The organism is Pseudomonas sp. G7(2022), from assembly GCF_052660475.1.
The window spans coordinates 4,590,975-4,610,530 of the sequence record NZ_CP109659.1; the positions used below are offsets into that span (position 1 = coordinate 4,590,975).

General features: G+C 60.7%; 20 protein-coding genes and 2 tRNA genes. 7 read left to right on the forward strand and 15 right to left on the reverse strand.

The annotated features are described in order from the left end of the window. Nucleotides 1-148 precede the first annotated feature (148 nt). The 8 genes from murB to NE357_RS20900 all read right to left on the reverse strand — a co-directional run bounded on the left by murB (nt 149) and on the right by NE357_RS20900 (nt 7,003). Entirely contained in the window at nt 149-1,168 is a 1,020-nt protein-coding gene (gene murB / locus NE357_RS20865; protein ID WP_169431442.1) for a UDP-N-acetylmuramate dehydrogenase, read from the reverse strand. Continuing rightward, nucleotides 1,165-1,629: a low molecular weight protein-tyrosine-phosphatase gene (locus tag NE357_RS20870; RefSeq protein ID WP_169431443.1), complete on the reverse strand. Its 465-nt coding sequence runs from the start codon at nt 1,627-1,629 to the stop codon at nt 1,165-1,167. Before NE357_RS20870 ends, murB begins: the two co-directional genes overlap by 4 nt. Next, a complete protein-coding gene (gene kdsB, locus NE357_RS20875; RefSeq protein WP_064383500.1) occupies nt 1,629-2,393 on the reverse strand; it encodes a 3-deoxy-manno-octulosonate cytidylyltransferase in 765 nt (254 codons plus the stop codon). Before kdsB ends, NE357_RS20870 begins: the two co-directional genes overlap by 1 nt. Further along, entirely contained in the window at nt 2,390-2,575 is a 186-nt protein-coding gene (locus tag NE357_RS20880; RefSeq protein ID WP_003174668.1) for a Trm112 family protein, read from the reverse strand. Before NE357_RS20880 ends, kdsB begins: the two co-directional genes overlap by 4 nt. Nucleotides 2,576-2,599: 24 nt before the next feature. After that, complete coding sequence (gene lpxK, locus NE357_RS20885) at nt 2,600-3,610, reverse strand: tetraacyldisaccharide 4'-kinase (RefSeq protein WP_169431444.1); 1,011 nt, start codon at nt 3,608-3,610, stop codon at nt 2,600-2,602. Beyond that, nucleotides 3,610-4,038 carry an ExbD/TolR family protein gene (locus NE357_RS20890; protein WP_085745066.1) on the reverse strand — a complete coding sequence of 143 codons (429 nt, stop codon included), beginning with the start codon at nt 4,036-4,038 and terminating at the stop codon, nt 3,610-3,612. The genes lpxK and NE357_RS20890 overlap by 1 nt, the downstream gene beginning before the upstream one ends. Continuing rightward, complete coding sequence (locus NE357_RS20895) at nt 4,035-4,670, reverse strand: MotA/TolQ/ExbB proton channel family protein (protein WP_162803506.1); 636 nt, start codon at nt 4,668-4,670, stop codon at nt 4,035-4,037. The genes NE357_RS20890 and NE357_RS20895 overlap by 4 nt, the downstream gene beginning before the upstream one ends. An 89-nt stretch (nt 4,671-4,759) precedes the next feature. Then, on the reverse strand, nt 4,760-7,003 hold the full coding sequence (locus tag NE357_RS20900) for a DNA internalization-related competence protein ComEC/Rec2 (protein WP_169431445.1): 2,244 nt from the start codon (nt 7,001-7,003) through the stop codon (nt 4,760-4,762). Nucleotides 7,004-7,139: 136 nt separating this feature from the next. Between NE357_RS20900 and NE357_RS20905 the strand changes: the two genes are divergently transcribed. Further along, on the forward strand, nt 7,140-7,658 hold the full coding sequence (locus tag NE357_RS20905) for a DUF2062 domain-containing protein (RefSeq protein ID WP_169431446.1): 519 nt from the start codon (nt 7,140-7,142) through the stop codon (nt 7,656-7,658). A gap of 52 nt (nt 7,659-7,710) precedes the next feature. On the opposite strand, the gene NE357_RS20910 is transcribed toward NE357_RS20905, so the two are convergent. The 4 genes from NE357_RS20910 to NE357_RS20925 form a co-directional block, all read right to left on the reverse strand. Then, the gene (locus tag NE357_RS20910; RefSeq protein WP_085710947.1) at nt 7,711-8,490 is read right to left on the reverse strand and encodes an ABC transporter permease; all 780 of its coding nucleotides are present in this window, start codon (nt 8,488-8,490) and stop codon (nt 7,711-7,713) included. After that, the gene (locus NE357_RS20915) at nt 8,487-9,419 is read right to left on the reverse strand and encodes an ABC transporter ATP-binding protein (protein ID WP_169431447.1); all 933 of its coding nucleotides are present in this window, start codon (nt 9,417-9,419) and stop codon (nt 8,487-8,489) included. The genes NE357_RS20910 and NE357_RS20915 overlap by 4 nt, the downstream gene beginning before the upstream one ends. Nucleotides 9,420-9,550: 131 nt before the next feature. Beyond that, nucleotides 9,551-10,174 carry a glutathione S-transferase family protein gene (locus tag NE357_RS20920; protein WP_169431448.1) on the reverse strand — a complete coding sequence of 208 codons (624 nt, stop codon included), beginning with the start codon at nt 10,172-10,174 and terminating at the stop codon, nt 9,551-9,553. Nucleotides 10,175-10,217: 43 nt separating this feature from the next. Next, the gene (locus tag NE357_RS20925) at nt 10,218-10,877 is read right to left on the reverse strand and encodes a transglutaminase-like domain-containing protein (RefSeq protein WP_169431449.1); all 660 of its coding nucleotides are present in this window, start codon (nt 10,875-10,877) and stop codon (nt 10,218-10,220) included. A 247-nt stretch (nt 10,878-11,124) separates the two neighbouring features. Here NE357_RS20925 and NE357_RS20930 point away from each other — a divergent pair, with 247 nt between their 5' ends. Together NE357_RS20930 and NE357_RS20935 are read left to right on the forward strand one after the other, a co-directional pair. Next, nucleotides 11,125-13,572 carry an acyl-CoA dehydrogenase gene (locus NE357_RS20930; RefSeq protein ID WP_169431450.1) on the forward strand — a complete coding sequence of 816 codons (2,448 nt, stop codon included), beginning with the start codon at nt 11,125-11,127 and terminating at the stop codon, nt 13,570-13,572. 74 nt (nt 13,573-13,646) lie between these two features. After that, on the forward strand, nt 13,647-14,054 hold the full coding sequence (locus NE357_RS20935) for a PA2817 family protein (protein WP_169431451.1): 408 nt from the start codon (nt 13,647-13,649) through the stop codon (nt 14,052-14,054). A gap of 57 nt (nt 14,055-14,111) precedes the next feature. Here NE357_RS20935 and NE357_RS20940 read toward each other — a convergent pair whose 3' ends face one another. Beyond that, nucleotides 14,112-15,107, reverse strand: a complete 996-nt coding sequence (locus tag NE357_RS20940) for a LysR family transcriptional regulator (RefSeq protein WP_169431452.1) — start codon at nt 15,105-15,107, stop codon at nt 14,112-14,114. A gap of 90 nt (nt 15,108-15,197) precedes the next feature. On the opposite strand from NE357_RS20940, the gene NE357_RS20945 reads away from it, so the two are divergent. The 4 genes from NE357_RS20945 to NE357_RS20960 all read left to right on the forward strand — a co-directional run bounded on the left by NE357_RS20945 (nt 15,198) and on the right by NE357_RS20960 (nt 19,260). Beyond that, nucleotides 15,198-15,824, forward strand: coding sequence for an alanyl-tRNA editing protein (locus NE357_RS20945; RefSeq protein WP_169431453.1), 627 nt, complete (start codon nt 15,198-15,200; stop codon nt 15,822-15,824). Nucleotides 15,825-15,914: 90 nt separating this feature from the next. Beyond that, a complete protein-coding gene (locus NE357_RS20950) occupies nt 15,915-16,685 on the forward strand; it encodes a 2OG-Fe(II) oxygenase (RefSeq protein WP_169431454.1) in 771 nt (256 codons plus the stop codon). Between the two features lies 1 nt (nt 16,686). Beyond that, nucleotides 16,687-17,325, forward strand: a complete 639-nt coding sequence (locus NE357_RS20955; RefSeq protein WP_169431455.1) for a LysE family translocator — start codon at nt 16,687-16,689, stop codon at nt 17,323-17,325. A gap of 195 nt (nt 17,326-17,520) precedes the next feature. Beyond that, nucleotides 17,521-19,260 carry a dipeptidase gene (locus NE357_RS20960; RefSeq protein ID WP_169431456.1) on the forward strand — a complete coding sequence of 580 codons (1,740 nt, stop codon included), beginning with the start codon at nt 17,521-17,523 and terminating at the stop codon, nt 19,258-19,260. Between the two features lie 126 nt (nt 19,261-19,386). On the opposite strand, the gene NE357_RS20965 is transcribed toward NE357_RS20960, so the two are convergent. Together NE357_RS20965 and NE357_RS20970 are read right to left on the reverse strand one after the other, a co-directional pair. Next, nucleotides 19,387-19,462: transfer RNA gene (locus tag NE357_RS20965), tRNA-Gly, on the reverse strand. A 2-nt stretch (nt 19,463-19,464) separates the two neighbouring features. Beyond that, nucleotides 19,465-19,540, reverse strand: a tRNA-Glu gene (locus NE357_RS20970). Between the last annotated feature and the right edge of the window lie 16 nt (nt 19,541-19,556).

A 19,556-nucleotide genomic window follows, 5' to 3' on the forward strand; every position in this document is an offset into this window, starting at 1 on the left:
CTCTTGTGCAGACGCAAACGTCTGCACCGGGCCTTTGGTGGAGCAAATGGTTGTATCGTTAGCTGGCTAAGTTAACCCGGGATTAACAAAAAAGCCCTGCACTTTTTAAATAATGCAGGGCTTTGGATTGAGCCTTGAAAGCGTAGCCTCAATAACGGTTGGGCTCCATTTCCAGCTCGACATTGAAACGTTCTGCAATGTCTTTCTGGATACGCTGCGCCAGATCGAGCAATTGCAGCCCGGTCGCCGCGCCGTAGTTGACCAGCACCAGCGCCTGCAATTTATGCACGCCGGCATCGGCCTCACGGAAACCTTTCCAGCCCGCGCGCTCGATCAGCCAGCCGGCCGCCAGTTTCATCTGCCCGTCCGGTTGCGCGTAGGCCACCAGATCCGGGTGCTGTTGCTTGATCTGTGCGACCACGGCCGCCGACACAAGCGGGTTCTTGAAGAAGCTGCCGGCATTGCCGAGCACCGCCGGGTCCGGCAGTTTTTCGCTGCGGATGCTGCAAATGGCGCGGCTGACGTCTGTCGGCGTTGGTTGTTCGATACCCTGCTCGGTCAGGCGCTGACGCACCGGGCCGTATTCCAGGTGTAGATGGGCGACTCGATCCAGTGCGAAGCGCACCCGCAGGATCAGCCAACGACCCGGCTGCTGCTTGAACACGCTATCGCGGTAGGCGAAGTTGCACTCTTCCAGACTGAAGTCGCGCAGCTCGCCGGTCTGGCGATCCAGCGCCGTCAGGCCGGCGAACACATCCTTGATCTCGACACCGTAGGCACCGATGTTCTGCATCGGCGCGGCGCCGACGGTGCCGGGGATCAGGCTGAGGTTTTCCAGACCCGAAAAACCCAGCGCCAGCGTGTGCTGGACAAACGGATGCCACGGCTCACCCGCCTCGGCTTCGATGACCACGCGATTGCCATCGTCGCTGAGGACGCGGATGCCACGAGTGGCCATGCGCAGCACCAGCGCCGGGATGTCCGCCGTGAGCAACAGATTGCTGCCGCCGCCGATCACCAGCAATGGCACATCGTGAGCGATCGCGTAAGCCAGGGCTTCACGCACATCCGCATCACTGTGGGCCTCGGCAAACAGCTGCGCGCGAACGTCCACGCCAAAAGTGTTGAACGGTTTCAAGGAAACCTGAGGGTGTACCTGCAAACTCATAACCGGCCCTTCACTTCAACCAGCAACCGGTCGCAGGCGCGCTCGATCAGATCCAATACCTGCTCGAACCCCTGATCGCCGTCGTAATACGGATCCGGCACCTCGTCGACTTCACCTTCGTAACGGCGCAGGAACAAGTCCAGCTCGGCCTTGCCGGTGGACGGTCGCAAGGCCTTGAGGTTGCGCAGGTTGCTGTTGTCCATGGCGAGGATCAGGTCGTAGCTGGCGAAATCGGCGCGGCTGACCTGCTGAGCGCGTTGCGCCGAAAGGTCATAGCCACGCAGTCTGGCCGCAGCCTGGCTGCGCTTGTCCGGCGGATTGCCGACGTGCCAGTCGCCGGTGCCGGCGGAGGCCACTTCGACCTGATCCGCCAGCCCCGCTTCGCGCAATTTATGGCGCAAAACGCCTTCGGCGGTGGGCGAACGGCAGATATTGCCCAGGCACACGAACAGAACGCGCATCAGGCCTCCAGCAGGCGACGGACGCGCTCGAGGTCTTCGGCGGTGTCGACCCCGGTCGGCGGTGCGATCAAGGCGTCAGCCACATGAATCCGCACGCCGTGCCACAAGGCACGCAGTTGTTCGAGAGATTCGGTATTTTCCAGCCAGCACGGCCCCCAGCTCACGAAGTCCTGAAGGAAGCCGGCGCGGTAGGCATAGATGCCGATGTGACGGCGATACGGCACGCCTTCCGGCAGCACGTCACGGCTTTTGGCGAACGCGTCGCGGGCCCATGGCAGAGTCGCGCGACTGAAGGTCAGCGCCAGACCGTTGAGGTCGCTGACGACCTTGACCACATTCGGGTTGAACAGGGTTTCGACGTCTTCGATCGGCTCGGCCAGGGTGGCCATGCGCGCTTCGGTATGGGCCGCGAGGTTGGCAGCGACCTGATCGATCACGCTCGGCGGGATCAGCGGTTCGTCACCCTGCACGTTGACCACGATGGCATCCGGTTCCAGACCCAGCTTCGCGGCCACTTCGGCCAGACGATCGGTGCCGGAGTTGTGATCTTCACGGGTCAGCACCACTTCGGCGCCGAAAGCCTTGCAGGCTTCGACGATGCGCGCATCGTCAGTCGCCACGACCACGCGGCTGGCGCTGCTTTTGCTCGCCTGCTCCCAGACGTGCTGGATCATCGGCTTGCCGGCGATGTCCAGCAGCGGTTTGCCCGGCAGGCGGGTCGAGGCGTAGCGCGACGGGATGACAACGGTGAAGGCTGTGGTCATTTATCCAGACGCTCGTCGGTGGTCAGGGTGCGGGCTTCGCTTTCCAGCATGACCGGGATGCCATCACGGATCGGGTAGGCCAGGCCGGCGCCCTTGCTGATCAGTTCGGTCTTGTCGGCGCTGAGCTTGAGTGGGCCTTTGCAGATCGGGCAGGCGAGGATGTCGAGCAATTTGGTGTCCATGAACATTCCCTGGATAAAAACGGTTTAAGGCAAAAGACGATCCGGCAACAGGCGCATCAGTTGCGTGTCGAACCAGGCCACGAAGGCCGGCGACGGCACGGCATCGACCGCCAGGTACCACCAGTCGGCGGCAGCGAAGGTGCGGCACTTCACCGCGTCCTTTTCGGTCATCACCAGCGGCAATGACGGCGTGAAACTCAAGGCCTGCACGCTGTATTCGGCGTGATCGGCAAATGCGTGGGGCACAGGTCGCCAGTCTAGCGCTTCGAGGGTATTGAAGAAACGTTGCGGATTACCGATCCCGGCCACCGCATGCAGCGACTGTCCGGCTGGAAAATGATCGAGGGGCTGGCGTTCGCCGCTGAGCAGATTGACCAGCGCCGTGGGTTGCAGACGGAAGGCGAAACCGCCGTCGCGATCCTCGGGGGCGCCATTGAACAGTACGCCATCGACGCTTTGCAGACGCTCAATGGGTTCGCGCAGGGGGCCGGCGGGCAGACAGCGCTTGTTACCGAGCCCACGGGCGGCATCGATCAGCACCAGCTCAAGGTCACGCGCCAGACGATAATGCTGCATGCCGTCGTCGGACAGGATCAAGTCCAGCGGCTCGCTGGCCAGCAAGGCTTTGACGGCAGCGCCGCGATTCGGGTCGATCATCAGCGGCACACCGGTACGCTGCACGATCAGCAACGGTTCGTCGCCGGCGATGTCGGCGTCTTGATCGGCTTCGACCCGCCACGGCAATTGCGGCGGCTTGGCGCCGTAACCGCGACTGACCACACCGACCCGCAGCCCGCTGCGTCGACAGTGTTCGATCAGCCACAGGATCATCGGCGTCTTGCCGGTGCCGCCAACGGTGATGTTGCCGACCACGATCACCGGCACCGGCGATTGATAGATCTCGCCTTCGCCGTCGAGAAAACGCTGACGCTTGCCGGCCACGACGCGGCGGTACAGCCACTCCAGCGGCCGCAACAGCGTCAGGGCCGGGTGCCCCTCGTACCACGCGGCGAGCAGACGATCGGACATGGCCATCAGGATTTGGGCGCCGCCTCGACCGTGGTCATGCGCAAATGGCTGAAACCGAGCTTGCCGGCCGCATCCATGGCGGTAATCACGGATTGGTGCTGAGTCTTGCCGTCAGCACTGATCGACAACGGCATGTTGGTGTCGCCGTTGGATTCTTTCTGCATGGCTTCCATCAGGGTGGCCAGATCGTTTTTCGGCAGAATCCTGTTGTTCACCGAGAACACGCCTTCAGCGCTGATGGCCACGTCCAGTTGCTTGACCTGCTGATCCTCGGCCGGCGAGCCGCTCACGGCTTCCGGCAGGTCGACGCGCAACTGGGTTTCGCGGGTGAACGTAGTGGTCACGACGAAAAACAGCAACAAAATGAACACCACGTCGATCAGCGACGCGAGGTTGATATCGATGGTTTCCCGGGGTTTGCGACGGAATTTCACGCTTTGCCCCCGGCCAGATCGACGTCACGGTCGCCCTGCACCACTTCCACCAGTTTGATCGCTTCCTGTTCCATGCCCACCACCAGCTCATCGATGCGGCGTTGCAGGAAACGGTGGAAGAATACCGACGGGATACCGACCATCAGACCCGCTGCCGTGGTGATCAGCGCCTTGGAGATACCACCGGCCAGCACCGAAGCATTGGTGGTCATGCCGGAACCGGTGAAGGCACTGAAAATATCGATCATGCCCAGCACCGTACCCAGCAGACCCAGCAACGGCGACATGGCGGCGATGGTGCCCAGCGCATTGACGTAACGCTCCAGCTCGTGGATGACCCGGGCGGCGGCTTCTTCAATGCACTCTTTCATGATCTCGCGACCATGCTTGGAGTTGGCCAGGCCCGCGGCGAGGATTTCACCCAGCGGCGAGTTGGCGCGCAATTCCTTGAGTTTTTCCTTGTTGAGCTGCTTGTCCTTGATCCAGACCCAGACCTGACCCAGCAGATGCTCGGGGGTGACGCGACTGGCGCGCAGCGTCCACAGGCGCTCCGCGACGATCGCCATGGCAGCGATGGAACTCAGAATGATCGGCAACATCATCCAGCCGCCGGATTTGACCAATTCCCACACAGTGACAGCCCCCTCGAAAAAGTGCGCCACTTTAACATACCGGTTCGCGATAAAGACCCGTCGCCCCGACGACCGTGCGCGACCCGTGCTCAACGGTACTCGGCCCCCGGCAGCGGCGGCTCTCGCCAGAACCGGCGCTGCTGACGCATAGACCGGGCCGGCTGGAATCTGCCCAGTTGCAGATGAATGGCACCCTGCTCCGCGCTGTCATGGATGCGCAGGCCCAGCTTGCGGTAACGGGCGATGACCGTCGGATGCGGATGCCCGAACGAGTTGCCGTGCCCCCGGGAGATCAGCACGTCCCGCGGCTGCAAAACCTTGAGCAACGCCATTGATGAGGAACTGCGGCTGCCATGGTGCGGGGCCTGCAGCCATTGAGTCGGAACCGCCAGCACGCTATTGAGCAAGTCCCGTTCGGCAGCGGTGTCGATATCGCCGGTCAGCAGCAACCGCTCGCCGTTGGCTTCGATCTGCAGGACGCAGGAGCGCTGGTTGCTGTCTTGTGCGCCGGCCCACTGCCATAGATGGAAGGCAACGCCGTCCCACTGCCATTGCCGACCGCTTTCACAGGTTTCAGCGCTCAGCGCTTCGGGCAGCCCTGGCGGATCGCCGCTGATCACCCGGCTGACCGGCAAGCCGTTTGCCACGGCCAGTGCCCCACCGGCATGGTCGGCGTCGGCATGACTGAGCAGCATCAGGTCCAGTCGCGCCACACCCAGTTTGTGCAAGGCCGGCAACACTACGCGCTCACCGACGTCGAAATCGCCGAAACGCGGGCCAGTGTCGTACAGCAATGTGTGGTGACGGGTGCGGATCAGAATCGCCAATCCCTGGCCGACGTCGAGTTGCCAGACATCCGCCACACCTTCGGCCAGTCGCTCCCGGGGCGGCAATGCCAGCACCAGCAGCAAGGGCCAGCCCAAGGGACGCAATGGAACACCTCGGGGCAGCAACAACAGCACGGCACCGATGCAGCCCAGAGCCAGGATCCATCCCGGCATCGAGACTGCAACCCATGCCGGCCAGCGCCCGGCAATCAAGGCCAGAGCCCGGAACAATCCATCGACCAGCCCGCCGGCCAGCCATAACAGACCTTCGCCGATATAGGGAATCGGCAACAACAAAGTGCCAAGCAACGCCGGCGGGAGCACCGCAAAACTGATCCACGGTACCGCCAGCAGATTGGCCAATGGTCCGCTGAGGCTGATCGGCAGGCCCTGGATCAGCAACACCGGGCACAAACCGATTGCGATCAGCCATTGGGCTCGCGTCCAGGTCTGCCACCAGCGCCACGGCCCCAGACGACCGCCGAAGGTAAAAATCAGCACCGCCACCGCCGTGAAGGACAGCCATAATCCTGGACGCAGACTGGCCAGCGGGTCCATCAACAACACCCCGTTGAAGGCCAGCAACAACGGCCACCAGGCACCCAGATGGCGAAATCGCAATCGCCACAGCAACACCAGCGCAACCATCACACAGGCCCGCCGTACCGGCACATCGAATCCTGCCAGCAAGCCGTAACCCAGCGCCGCCGAGAATGCGAGACCACACGCCCACGGCAGCCATGGCCAACGCAATGGCCACAGACCGAATCGCGCCAGCCCGGCGATCAGCCCATACATCACCGCCGCCAGCAGACCGATGTGCTGTCCGGAAATCACCAACAGGTGCACGGTGCCGGTGTCCTGCAGGATCTGCCAGTCCTCGCGACCGAGTCCCGAGCCGTCACCCAGCACCAACGCCGTCAGCGCTGCGCCCCGCCCCTGAGTGTCCACTTCCAGCAGGCGCTGTCGGATGCCGTCCCGCCAGGCCCACTGCGCCGCCGCCAGCCGGTTGCCGTCCTTCACCGTGCCGGTGGCGCCGATGCGTTGCGCCAACAGCCAGGCTTCGTAATCGAAGGCATCGGGATTGAGCAGCCCGCCGGGACGCTTGAGTTTCACGGCCAGCCTCCAGCGCTCGCCACTGTTGACCGGTGGCCCGGCGTACCAGGCCAGGCGCATCAGCGATGGCAGTTTCCCGTGACGCGAACGGGCATCGGCCAGTTCAAACCGCACGACCCCGTCGCCGCTCTGCGGCAGGCCGACCACCCGCCCCTCCACCCAGCGCGTTTCACCATCCAGCTCCAGCGGCAGCCGATCATCCAGCGCCCACTGCGCACCGATGCACGACCAGACGAAGCCGAACAGCAAAAATGCCAGCGGATAGCTGCGAAACGGCAACAGCATCAGTGCCACCACCGGCAGCAACAGCACCCATCCGACCGGCGGCAACGCCGGCAAAAAAACCGGGGCCAGCAGACCGACTGCCAGCGCCATCATCCCTGTGCGCATATGCCCGTCCTTGAGAGTCCCCTCTTCAGGCATAGCCCCTGTGGAGCGCAGGCGTCGTCAACAATTGTCACAAAGTCTGAATGGGCGGTTCGTAGAATCCAGACATACTTGCCGCCTTAACCGACCGAGAAGCCTTATGCCCCGGCGCTTATTCAAACGTTACATGCCCGACCCGACGAGCATCAGGGAACATAAATCCTTACGCTTTCTCGGCACGTTGCTGCATGACCCGAACCTCTGGCACCTCAACCGACATTCCGTGGCCCGTGCCATGGCCGTTGGCCTGTTCGCCGCGTTCCTGCCGATTCCGGCGCAAATGCTGGTGGCCGCCGTCCTCGCGATCATGGTGCGCGGCAACATGCCGATTGCCGTCAGCCTGGTTTGGCTGACCAATCCGATCACCATGCCGGCGGTGTTCTTCTGTACGTATCAGGCCGGGGCCTGGCTGATGGATGTCCCCGCCCGCACGCTCCCCGACGAGTTGACCTGGGAATGGATCAGCGGCGAACTCTCGACACTGTGGCAACCGTTCCTGCTCGGCTCGGTGGTGGTCGGGCTGGTGCTGGGCGCCCTCGCCTATTGCCTGGTGATGATGTACTGGCGCTGGTGGGTGGCCCGGCAATGGGCGCGACGAAAGAAAAGTCGCCGGTCCTGAATGCAAAACGGCCTCCGTGCAGGAGGCCGTTTTTGTTGCAGCACTGATCGAATCAGGTACGCATGCCGCGCCCGCTCACCAGCAGCCGCGCGCAACCGAAATACAGCACCACGGTTGCCACCAGCATGAAGGTGATCGCGATACCGATGCGGATATCCGACACGCCCAGGATGCCGTAACGGAAGGCGTTGACCATATGCAGCACCGGGTTGGCCAGCGACACGGTCTGCCAGAACGGCGGCAGCAAGGTGATCGAGTAGAACACACCACCGAGGTAGGTCAGCGGGGTCAGCACAAACGTCGGGATAATCGAAATGTCATCGAAGTTGCGCGCAAACACGGCGTTGATGAAACCCAGCAGCGAGAAGATCGTGGCCGTCAGCACCACCACCAGCACGGTGACACCCAGGTGATGCACCTGCAGGCTGGTGAAAAACAGCGACAGGATCGTCACGATGACGCCCACCATCAGGCCGCGCAGCACGCCGCCGAGGGTGTAGCCGATCAGGATCGTGTGCGGCGATACCGGCGACACCATCAGTTCTTCGATGGAACGCTGGAACTTGCTGCCGAAGAAACTCGACACCACGTTGCCGTAGGAGTTGGTGATCACCGACATCATGATCAGCCCCGGCACGATGTATTCCATGTAGGAGAAACCACCCATGCCGCCGATCTGTTTGCCGATCAGGTTACCGAAGATCACGAAGTACAGAACCATGGTGATCGCCGGCGGCAGCAGGGTCTGCGGCCAGATCCGCGTGAAGCGCCGGACCTCGCGGTAAACGATGGTGTTGAGGGCGACGAGGTTGGGGCGCAGTTCGGAACTCATACCGCCACCTTCGACAGATTTTTCTCCACCAGGGACACGAACAACTCCTCGAGGCGATTGGTTTTATTGCGCAGGCTCAGCACTTCGATGTTCTGCAGGGCCAGTTGGCCGAACAACGCAGTGATGCCCATGGACTTGTCGACCTGGACTTCCAGGGTATGCGCATCCACCAAACGGGACGGATAACCGACCAGTTGCGGCGCAACCGCCAGATCGTTCTTGAGGTCGAGCAGGAAGGTCTCCACATGCAGTTGCCCGAGCAACTGACGCATGCTGGTGTTCTCGACGATGGTGCCGTGGTCGATGATGCCGATGTTGCGGCACAGTTGTTCAGCCTCTTCCAGATAGTGCGTGGTGAGGATGATGGTGATGCCTTTCTGATTCAGTTCGGTGAGGAACGTCCACATCGAACGGCGCAGCTCGATATCCACCCCGGCCGTCGGTTCGTCGAGGATCAGCAGGCGCGGTTCATGCACCAGTGCCCGGGCAATCATCAAGCGGCGTTTCATGCCGCCGGACAACGAACGCGAAGGCACATCGCGCTTGTCCCACAGGCCGAGCTGGGTCAGGTACTGCTCGGCGCGTTCCTTGGCGATTTTCGCCGGAATGCCGTAGTACCCGGCCTGGGTCACGACGATGTCGAAGGTTTTTTCGAACTGGTTGAAGTTGAATTCCTGGGGGACCACGCCGATCGAGCGCTTGAGCGCTGCGGGGTTCTTGTCCAGATCGTGGCCGAAAATATTCACCGTGCCACTGGTCTTGTTCACCAGGGTCGAAAGAATGCCGATGGTCGTGGATTTGCCGGCGCCGTTGGGGCCGAGCAACGCGAAGAAGTCACCTTCGGCGACGTCCAGATCGATACCACTCAAGGCCTGGAACCCGTTGCCGTAGGTTTTGGTTAGCTGCCGGATGGACAGAGCGGAACTCATATCGGATTACGCACCAAGAAGAGAAAAAGGACTGAATGACGGCGGGCGGCGAGGGAGACAACCGCGGCGCACAAGCGCAATGGTGCTTGCCGCCGCCGCACAAGTACAGTCAAGTGTGTCGATAGTAGGTATTAAGTCAACGCGGTCATGACGGCTTTGCGATACGCCGGACGCTGCTTCAGTCGCGCGTACCAGGCCTCCAGATGCGGCATCGGCGCACGCTCGATCGGCATCTCGAACCAGGCATAAATGAAACTGCCGAGGGGAATGTCGCCCATGCCGATTTCACTGCCGGACAGGTACGGCTGGTTTTTCAGGGCCTGATCGGCCATCGCCAGCAAGCCTTCACATTCCTTGATCGCGGCATGAATCGCCGGCCAGTCCTGCTTGTCCGCCGGCGTGCGCAAAACGCCCCAGAACACCGTGCGAAATGGCCCGGCGAAACTGGACGTGGTCCAGTCCATCCATTTGTCAGCGGTGGCGCGGGTCTGTGGATCCGTCGGATACCACGCAGTGTCGGCCGCATGTTTTGCCAGCAGGTAACGCACGATGGCATTCGATTCCCACAACACGAAACCATCGTCCTGAATCACCGGCACCCGCCCGTTCGGGTTCATCGCCCGGTACTCCGGCGTGTCGACCACACCAAACGCGCCACCGGCATCGATGGCCTCGTAGGCCAGCCCGAGCTCTTCGGCAGCCCACAACGGCTTTCTGACATTCGACGAATTCTTGCGACCCCAGATCTTCAGCATGACCGCCTCTTTTCCATTGAGTGGGCGAGCAGCATACGCCGGATCAGCGGCTGCCGACATTACCGCGCATGTCACTGGACAGTGGCGTCTGCTGATCGTTGAACAGGTGCGGATAGCATTTGTGCAGATGTTCGAAAAAAAAGGATTCCGGTACATCGGCGAACTGGCCGTGGTCGACCAGGTACTCCATCAGCAGCGCGCCATCGCTGTTGTACGGATGGAAAACGCTGTCGTTCATACCGTCGAATTCCAGCGGCGCAACGTTGAACATTTCGCAGAGCTTCTGGTTGAACGCGGGTGTGGCTTTCACCCAGCGCTCATTGAGAAACAGTTCGGTATAACCATGCATGGCGAACACTTCGCTTCTCAGCAGTTCAAGCAGACGCGGCGTCGACAGATGATTTTTCACATCCGCCAGACCAATGCGTGCGGGGATCCCGCAATGACGCGCACAACCGGCGAGCAACGTGGCCTTGGGCACGCAATAACTTTCACCCGCCGCCAGCGCGTAGCTGCCGCGCAAGGTCTGCGGGTCGCGGCTGAAGGTGTACATGTTGTAACGCACCGCCTCGCGCACGGCGTAATAAAGACTGATCGCCTGCGCCAGCGGATCGCGACTGGTACCACGGTGCTGTTCTGCGAACTCCACCACCGAGGGGTGGTCACTATCGATGAAGCGGCCGGGACTCAGATATTCGCGCATGACGACATTCTCCTGGGTGAACCCGGAGTCTAGCGAGAGGATCAGCACAGAGATAACGACGTTTCGGCCAAACATGGACGCAAAGCCGCGGAGTCAGCGAACGATTTCCCACGGGTGTTGCCCACCGAAACTACAAAAGCCGTCCAAGGTTTCCCACGAACTCAATCACCTTGCTCTGACCACCCTGATTTGCAGATGCCGTCTAAGCTCTGGAGGGTCGTTCGCCCTGGTTCACGGAGGATTAAATATGCTGTTGTTGTGGATACTGGTTCTGATCGTCGGCGTGGCGTATCTGGCCCACCGACGCATCGCCCCGCTGCCTGCACTGGGCATCGTTGCCGCTTACCTGTTAGCGATGGGGATTTTCAGCCACGCACCGGGCTGGTTGCTGCTGATCTTCTGGGTCGTGCTGGCCCTCGTGGCCGCCCCGCTGCTCTTACCTGACCTGCGCCGCAAACACTTCACCGCGCCGCTGTTCAGTTGGTTCCAGAAAACCCTGCCACCGATGTCGCAGACCGAACGCGACGCGATCGACGCCGGCACGGTGTGGTGGGACGGCGAACTGTTCAGCGGCCGTCCGGACTGGGACAAGCTGCTGTCCTATCCCAAGGCGCAGTTGAGCGACGAGGAACAGGCGTTCATCGACGGCCCGACCGAAGAGCTCTGCGCGATGGTTACCGACTGGCAGATCGGCCAATCGATGGACCTTCCACCCGAAGCGTGGACTCACATCAAGGAACACGGTTTCTTCGCCCTGATCATTCCCAAGGAGTTCGGCGGCAAGGGATTCTCTGCCTACGCCCACTCCCAGGTGGCGATGAAACTGGCGACCCGCAGCGGCGACCTCGCCTCCACCGTGATGGTGCCCAACTCCCTCGGCCCGGCCGAACTGCTGCTGCATTACGGCACCGACGAACAACGTAATCATTACCTGCCGCGACTGGCCCGGGGCGACGATATTCCGTGCTTCGCGCTGACCGGTCCACTCGCCGGCTCCGATGCCGGCGCCATGCCTGACACCGGGATCATCTGCAAAGGCCAGTGGGAAGGCCAGGAAACCCTCGGCCTGCGCCTGAACTGGGAAAAACGCTACATCACCCTCGGCCCGGTCGCGACCTTGCTTGGCCTCGCCTTCAAGGCCTATGACCCGGATCACTTGCTTGGCGACAAGGAAGACCTGGGCATCAGCCTGGCATTGATTCCGACCGATACTCCCGGCGTGGAAATCGGTCGTCGCCACTTGCCGCTGGGTGCGGCGTTCATGAACGGCCCAAATTCCGGCAAGGACGTGTTCATCCCGCTGGATTTCCTCATCGGCGGCCAGGACATGCTCGGCAAAGGCTGGATGATGCTGATGAACTGCCTGTCGGTCGGGCGTTCGATCTCGCTGCCGGCGGTGGGCACCGGCGCGGCCAAGTTCACCAGTCTGGTGACCGGGCAGTACGCGCAGATTCGTGAGCAATTCAACGTTCCACTGTCCGCGTTCGAAGGCATTCAGGAAGCCATGGCGCGCATCGGTGGCAACGCCTGGATGATGGACGCCGCAAGGATGCTGACCGCCAACGCAGTGGATCTGGGCGAGAAGCCTTCGGTGCTGTCGGCAATCCTCAAGTACCACCTCACCGAACGCGGTCGCGAGTGCATCAGCCACGCCATGGATGTGCACGGTGGCAAGGCGATCATCATGGGTCCGAACAACTACCTGGGTCGCAGCTGGAACGGCGCACCGATCTTCATCACGGTGGAGGGCGCGAACATTCTTTCGCGCAACCTGATGATCTTCGGCCAGGGCGCGATCCGCTGCCATCCGTTCGTGCTCAAGGAAATGGCCCTCGCCGGGCGTGAAGACAAGGATCAGGCACTCAAGGAGTTCGACGGCCTGCTGCTCAAGCACATCGGATTTGCCGTGAGCAACGCTGCCAGCACGCTGGTATTGAACCTTGGTTTCGGCCACTTCGAACACGCACCGGGAGACAAGCTCAGCCAGGGTTATTTCCGCGCGCTCAACCGTCAGGCTGCCGCGTTTGCCATGCTCGCCGACCTGAGCATGATGCTGCTGGGTGGCGAGCTGAAGCGCCGCGAACGGCTGTCGGCCCGTCTGGGCGATGTGCTGAGCAACCTGTATCTCGCCTCCGCAGCGCTCAAGCGTTATCACGACCTTGATTCCCCGGCGTACATGGAACCGCTGTTCACCTGGGCCATGGAAGAAAGCCTCGGCCAGTCGGAAAAGGCACTCGATGAACTGCTGACCAACTTCCCGAACCGGGTCTTCGGTTGCCTGTTGCGGGTGATCGTGTTCCCGTTCGGTCGCCGCCACAAAGGCCCGTCAGACAGACTCGGTGCCGAAGTGGCCGCCGTCATCGGTCGGGCCAAGGGCGATCCGGCGCTGGAAGAACTGCTTGCCGGCTGCTATCGCCCACAATCGGCGGATGACGCAGTCGGTGCTCTGCAACATGCCTGCGATCAGTTGAACGCTGCGCAACCGCTGCACAAAAAGCTGCATACGTCGCTCAAAAGTGGCCAGGTCAAACCGGTCGCCGGCGAACACGCCATCGATGCGGCACTGGAAGCCGGCGTGCTGCAAGCCGTGGAAGCCCAGACCCTGCGTGATGCCGAAGCGGCGCGGCGCAAGGTGATCGATGTCGATGACTTTGACAAAGAGGAACTGAAACCGGCGCTGGGGAAAGTCCGCTGATTCCTTCAATCAGTGAAAAACGGGCGCAGGGGCTTTATACTCCCGCGCCCGTTTTGCTCTTGAGGACTTATCTCGTGTCCAATGTCGTTGCCGATCATCTGGTTTTGCTCGACCACCTGCGCAGTATCCTGGTCGCCGTAGGTGAGGCCGATCAGGTTCCCGAAGAAAGCCATGCCCTGTTCCTGGAGCGTTTCGACGAACTGCTGGCGTCACTGCCGATCGAGCCGATCGAAAGCCAATACCTGGGCCAGGACATCCTGACTCAAGTGATTACCCGCTATCCGCAAATTGCCCACCTGATCCCGCGGGATCTGTTGTGGTTCTTCGCCGGCGACTGCCTGCACTACCTGTCCGACGAAGAAATCGACCTGTATCAGACGCTGGAAGAGCGCCGTTACGAAGCCGAACAGAACGACGAACCGTTCGACTGGAACCAGGAAAAACAGCTGCTGGCGATGTCCGCCCAGGACAGCAAGCACTGATTTTCGCCCGATAAAAAAAGGCCCGCATGGTGATCCATGCGGGCCTTTTTCATGTAGTCAAAGCAGCCCTTCACTTTCAGGCAGTTCGTACTCGGCCAAGGCTTTTGAAACAGTGGATTTTCCCGGTTTGCTCAATGTCGGCTCTTTCTCCAGACACTCCACCAGATAATCAATGAACACCCGCAGCTTCGGTGGCAGATAGCGTGTCGGCGAGTGCAGCAACCATAACCCACCGTGATAAGACGCCAGGAATGTCCAGTCCGGCAGGACTTGCACGACCAGCCCCTGTTCCAGGGCATAACGAGCCGTGAAATACGGCAGGCTGCCGATACCGATGTGCTGCAGAACAGCCCCAAGGCGCACGCCGGTGTGATTGGCGGCATACCGGCCACGCACGCCGACCGTCACGGCTTTGCTGCCCTTCTTGAATTTCCAGCGCGCATCGCTCGGGGTTTCGCCCAGATAGATGCAGCTGTGATTGAGCAAGTCATGGGGATGAGTCGGTGTGCCATGTTCGGCCAGGTATTGCGGGGTCGCGCAGAGCAAATGGTCGATGGTCAGCAACTGTCGCCCGACCAGCCCTGCCGGCGGCCGCTCCGTAATCCGAATCGCCAGATCGACATGATCGTCGATCAGGTCCACTTGTCGGTCTTCCAGCAGCAATTCCACATCGACCTTTGGATAGCGACGAAGAAACTCCGGCATGTGCGGATGAATCACGAAGCGCCCGACCGCTTTCGGCACGCTGACCCGCACCAGTCCCTCGGCTTCGTGGGTGAACTGACCGCTGATTTCCATTACTGACCGGGCCGCACTGACCATTTCCTGACAGCGCTTGAACACTTCTTCTCCACCATCGCTCAAGCGCAATTTGCGTGTGGTGCGTTGCAGCAACCGTGTGGCCAATGCCTTCTCCAGCCGGGAAATGCTGCGACTGACCGCCGAGGGCGACGAGCCCAATTGGCGAGCGGCTTCAGAGAAGCTGCCGGTCTCCACGACCTTGACGAAGATCGCCATTTCACCGAGCAACGGCAGAGGGAGATTTATGCTCACAGCGCAACAGTCCTTTGATGTTTGAACGGATTATCACGTTATTGCACGATTCATATAATTAAAAAAGAAACTTTAATAAGGGCATGGAATATGACGCTCCGCCTCTTTTTCCATAGTGATGACCTCAAGGCCAATGTGGAAGTCCTCGACTGCACGCCCCACGAGAACGAATTCGCCGTGGTGCTGCGCGCCACGTTGTTTCATCCGCAAGGGGGCGGGCAGCCTTGCGATACCGGCTGGATTGGCGATGCACAAGTCCTGCGAGTCGTACAGGAACCGGACCGGATCATTCACTTCGTCGACCAGCCGGTGCCACTGGGCATGACCCAGATCCGCATCGATGAAGAGCGTCGTCGCTTCAACACCCGTATGCATTCCGCCGGTCATCTGATCGGCCATTTCGTTCAAGCCATGGGCTGGATGCCGATCAAAGGGCACCATTGGCCTGACGAAGGGCGTGTGCAATTCAAGCCCGGGGATTCGGCTCAGGAAGTCGACGCGCAAACCGTCCAATACGGCATCGGGCAATGGATCGAACACGATCTGCCACGCCTGACGTCCCTGCGCGAAGGCGCGCGGGAAATCGGCTTCGGTGAACTGCCCGCCTATGGTTGCGGTGGCACCCATGTACGCAGCCTGAAGGATCTGGGCACAGTCACGATCGCGTCCCTTTCGCAGAAGAAGGGCACGTTGTCCGTCCACTACAACGTGGATTGAGGATTTCGGGCGCTGCCAGATGCAGCGTCCGACGCCGGGGGAACCGCGCTCGCCGGTTCCGTTGACTACTCGTTAGATGGACCTGAAACCATGATGCTTGACGTCGAGCGTCTCGATGAGACGTGCATAAAAAAACTGGCCAACGAAGAAGTCCTCGCCATCCGCGTCAAAGGCTTCTTGCCTGAAGACCAGGCGATCCGGATTGGCGACAAGATCCTCGCCCCCGGCTTCGAAGGGTATATCAACGCCCCCAGCATCGGCCGCATCGGCATGGCGTTCTACGAGGCGGAAAACCAGCCGCTGCTGATCGAGGACTACTTCGAGCGCGCCACCAGCAACATTGCCGAACTGCGCAACCGCTGCGCACCCTACTCCTCGCCGATCGACACCCTGCGCTGCATGCTCGACGAATCCTGGCCGGCGGGCGCCCATCTGGAAAACCTGTACGGGCGCAAGATGTATGTCGGCCTGTCACGGGTGGTCAAACCTGGCGTCTGCTTCCTCGCCCACCACGACATCTTCGCCAAGGATGCGCCGGAGAGTTTCCAGGCCCGTAGCCTGGAGGCGCAATTCGCCTGCAACGTCTACCTGAACATGCCGACCGAGGGTGGCGCGTTGCAGATGTGGGAAGACGACATTTCACCGGACCGCTTCGACGAAATGCGCGGCGACAGCTATGGCATCGACCCGATGCTGCTTGGCCCGCCAGCCCTCGAAGTACGCCCGGAGCCGGGGGATTTCATCATGTTCAATTCGCGTCGCATGCACTCGGTAACACCGGGTGTGGCAGACCCGCGCTTGAGCCTTTCTTTTTTTGTCGGCTATCGCGGTAATGCATCACCCCTGACTTTCTGGAGCTGAAATGACATCGAATTATCTGGGCGAATTTCTGGCACTGGCTACCATTCACTTTCTGGCCGTGGTCGCTCCCGGCCCGGACTTCGCCGTGACCATCCGCCAGAGTGTGCGTTTCGGTCGACTGGTCGGCATCTGCACGGCACTGGGCATCGGCGCAGGGATTTCCGTGCACGTGCTGTACACCCTGCTGGGTGTCGGTGCCTTGATGCACACCACGCCCTGGCTGCTGACGGTGGCCAAGGTCGTGGGCGGTGCCTACATTTTTTACCTCGGCATCAGCCTGATCCGCAGCAAACCCAAGACAACACTCGAAGGCGAAAAGACAACCGATGAACCGCTGGTCGAGCAATCGCTGTTCAAGGCGTTCTCCACCGGTTTCCTGACCAACGCCACCAACCCCAAGGCCACACTGTTTTTCCTGGCGATCTTCACCACGATCATCAGCGCCAGCACACCGTTGGAGATCCAGGCCCTGTACGGATTGTGGATGTGCGGCGTGAACGCGTTGTGGTTTGTGATCGTCGCGCTGTTCTTTTCAAGCAGCAAAGTGCGGGTGCTGTTCATGCGCATGGGGCATTGGTTCGAGCGCAGCATGGGGGTGATCCTGATCCTGTTCGCCGGGCGACTGGTGTTGTCGATGTAAATACGCAGCTCGAAGAAGCCCGGCCCAGACAGATCGGACGGGCTTTTACGATTCTGCGCCGCTTTTGCATTTCTGTGCGACGCGTCCCACTTCGGGGGCTCCCCTATCACTTGCTTGTGGTGTTAGTTTGCGAAACCGTCTGACACATCGATCAGATACTTCCTACTCACCACCTGCAAAGGAATGCCCTTAGCAATGGACTTTTCGCTCAAGCAACTGGCCGCATCGACCCTGATTCTGGCCAGCCTTTCGTGCGTGACACTGCCCGCACACGCCAACATCACACCGCAGCAAAGCGCGACCATCCTCAAGACATTCAGTGATACCAAGGTCAGCGATTTCCGCCAGTTCCTCGGCGAATTGGCCAAGAGCGATCTGAGCAAGACCGACGACCTGCGCCCCTCCATCAGCGCCTTTCTCGACAACAAGCCCCTGACCGCCGAACAGCAAAACGAAATCTATCGCCTGCTCGGCCTCTACACTCGAGCGAAATACGGCAAAGCCGCTCTGGAAACCCTGCGCGAACTGGTGGAGATCCCGACGGATCGCAAAGAGGGTGTTGCCCAGCACGAAAATCCTGAATTCATCAAGATCGCCGCCAAGATCAAAAGCCTCGCCGAGTCTTTCGGCCTGAACTACCGCAACATCGACAACCGCGTCTACGAAATCTCCCTCGACGGCAGCGGCAAAGAAGTCGTGGGCATTCACGCGCACGCCGACGTTGTACCGGTGACACCGGAAAACTGGGTTCTGAAGGACGGCACCAAGCTCGACCCGTTCAAGGTCACGCTGATCGGCGACCGCATGTACGGCCGCGGCACCGAGGACGATAAAAACGGCATCGTCGTGACGCTGTATGCCATGAAGGTGATCAAGGAAGAGAAGCTGCCACTGGCGCGCAATTTCAAACTGCTGGTAGACACCACCGAAGAAACCACCGGCGACGCGATTCCTTACTACTTCGAGCGCAACCCAACGCCGGAGTACAACCTTGCACTGGATGGCGGCTACCCGGTGGTGATTGCCGAAAAAGGTTACGGCACGGTCATGGCCAAGTTCGCAAAACGCAAGGCCGAGGGCAAAGGCGCGGAAATCATCTCGATGACTGGCGGTATGGCGACCAACCAGATTCCATCGGTTTCGCTCATCACCCTGGTGACAGACAAACCTGCCGAACTGGCCGCCAGCTTGCAAAAGGCTGGCACTGAATACGCCAAACAACATGGCGGCGATTTCGAAGTGAATGCCAAGGTCGATGGCAAAGACGTGAAACTCAGCGTAACCGGCGTTTCTGCGCACTCCTCCGAGCCTGAATCCGGTGTCAACCCGGTCGCCCGCATGCTGGACTTCATCCACAGCGTGGATGGCAAAATCGCGTTCAAACACAACCACATCACCGATGCTGCCCGTTACGCCGCCGACAACTGGGGTCTGGACTACAAGGGTAGCAAGCTGGGCGTCGGTTTCGCCGATGACTTCATGGGCCCGTTGACCACCTCGCTGACGTACGTCGGCATGGATGACAAGACCTTCAAACTTGCGGTCAACCTGCGTGTGCCGAAGGGCAAGTCGCCGGAAGTGCTCAAGACCGAAATCGCCGACAAACTGGCGGCCTGGAGCAAGAAAACCCACGTCGCGGTCAACTTCGATTACTCAATCGCCGAGCCGATGTACCGCAACCCTGAAGGCGAGTGGGTCAAGGCGCTGCTGGCCGTGGCCACCGAAAACCTGGGCATGAAACACGAATTCGGTACGTCGGCCGGCGCCACCTCGGTGCATGAACTGCCTAACGGCGTGCAATTCGGCCTGGCACGACCTGAGGTCAAGTACACCGGCCACACCGATGGCGAATTCAAGACCGTTGACCAGTTCTTGCTGGACCTGCAGATCGTTACGGAAATGATGGGACGGATCGGGCAACTGCCGAAGCTCTGATCGCGTATCGGGTCCGCCACATGGGCGGGCCCACAAAAAAAGGACCGCGAGGTCCTTTTCTATTGCCTGACAAAAAACGCACAAACAAAAACGCCGCTCATCACTGAGCGGCGTTTTTGTTGAATATGGAGCGGGAAACGAGACTCGAACTCGCGACCCCGACCTTGGCAAGGTCGTGCTCTACCAACTGAGCTATTCCCGCAATGGCGTCCCCTAGGGGACTCGAACCCCTGTTACCGCCGTGAAAGGGCGGTGTCCTAGGCCACTAGACGAAGGGGACAGGCTACAACTTTCAC

What these genes read in the sequence shown, in the direction of transcription:
- NE357_RS20905 (WP_169431446.1), top strand. Translation starts at nt 7,140, where the DNA reads ATGCCCCGGCGCTTATTCAAACGTTACATGCCCGACCCGACGAGCATC.
- NE357_RS20945 (WP_169431453.1), top strand. Translation starts at nt 15,198, where the DNA reads ATGACGCTCCGCCTCTTTTTCCATAGTGATGACCTCAAGGCCAATGTG.
- NE357_RS20900 (WP_169431445.1), bottom strand. Translation starts at nt 7,003, where the DNA reads ATGCGCACAGGGATGATGGCGCTGGCAGTCGGTCTGCTGGCCCCGGTT.
- NE357_RS20915 (WP_169431447.1), bottom strand. Translation starts at nt 9,419, where the DNA reads ATGAGTTCCGCTCTGTCCATCCGGCAGCTAACCAAAACCTACGGCAAC.
- lpxK (WP_169431444.1), bottom strand. Translation starts at nt 3,610, where the DNA reads ATGGCCATGTCCGATCGTCTGCTCGCCGCGTGGTACGAGGGGCACCCG.
- NE357_RS20920 (WP_169431448.1), bottom strand. Translation starts at nt 10,174, where the DNA reads ATGCTGAAGATCTGGGGTCGCAAGAATTCGTCGAATGTCAGAAAGCCG.
- NE357_RS20925 (WP_169431449.1), bottom strand. Translation starts at nt 10,877, where the DNA reads ATGCGCGAATATCTGAGTCCCGGCCGCTTCATCGATAGTGACCACCCC.
- NE357_RS20955 (WP_169431455.1), top strand. Translation starts at nt 16,687, where the DNA reads ATGACATCGAATTATCTGGGCGAATTTCTGGCACTGGCTACCATTCAC.
- murB (WP_169431442.1), bottom strand. Translation starts at nt 1,168, where the DNA reads ATGAGTTTGCAGGTACACCCTCAGGTTTCCTTGAAACCGTTCAACACT.
- kdsB (WP_064383500.1), bottom strand. Translation starts at nt 2,393, where the DNA reads ATGACCACAGCCTTCACCGTTGTCATCCCGTCGCGCTACGCCTCGACC.
- NE357_RS20930 (WP_169431450.1), top strand. Translation starts at nt 11,125, where the DNA reads ATGCTGTTGTTGTGGATACTGGTTCTGATCGTCGGCGTGGCGTATCTG.
- NE357_RS20950 (WP_169431454.1), top strand. Translation starts at nt 15,915, where the DNA reads ATGATGCTTGACGTCGAGCGTCTCGATGAGACGTGCATAAAAAAACTG.
- NE357_RS20910 (WP_085710947.1), bottom strand. Translation starts at nt 8,490, where the DNA reads ATGAGTTCCGAACTGCGCCCCAACCTCGTCGCCCTCAACACCATCGTT.
- NE357_RS20880 (WP_003174668.1), bottom strand. Translation starts at nt 2,575, where the DNA reads ATGGACACCAAATTGCTCGACATCCTCGCCTGCCCGATCTGCAAAGGC.
- NE357_RS20960 (WP_169431456.1), top strand. Translation starts at nt 17,521, where the DNA reads ATGGACTTTTCGCTCAAGCAACTGGCCGCATCGACCCTGATTCTGGCC.
- NE357_RS20870 (WP_169431443.1), bottom strand. Translation starts at nt 1,629, where the DNA reads ATGCGCGTTCTGTTCGTGTGCCTGGGCAATATCTGCCGTTCGCCCACC.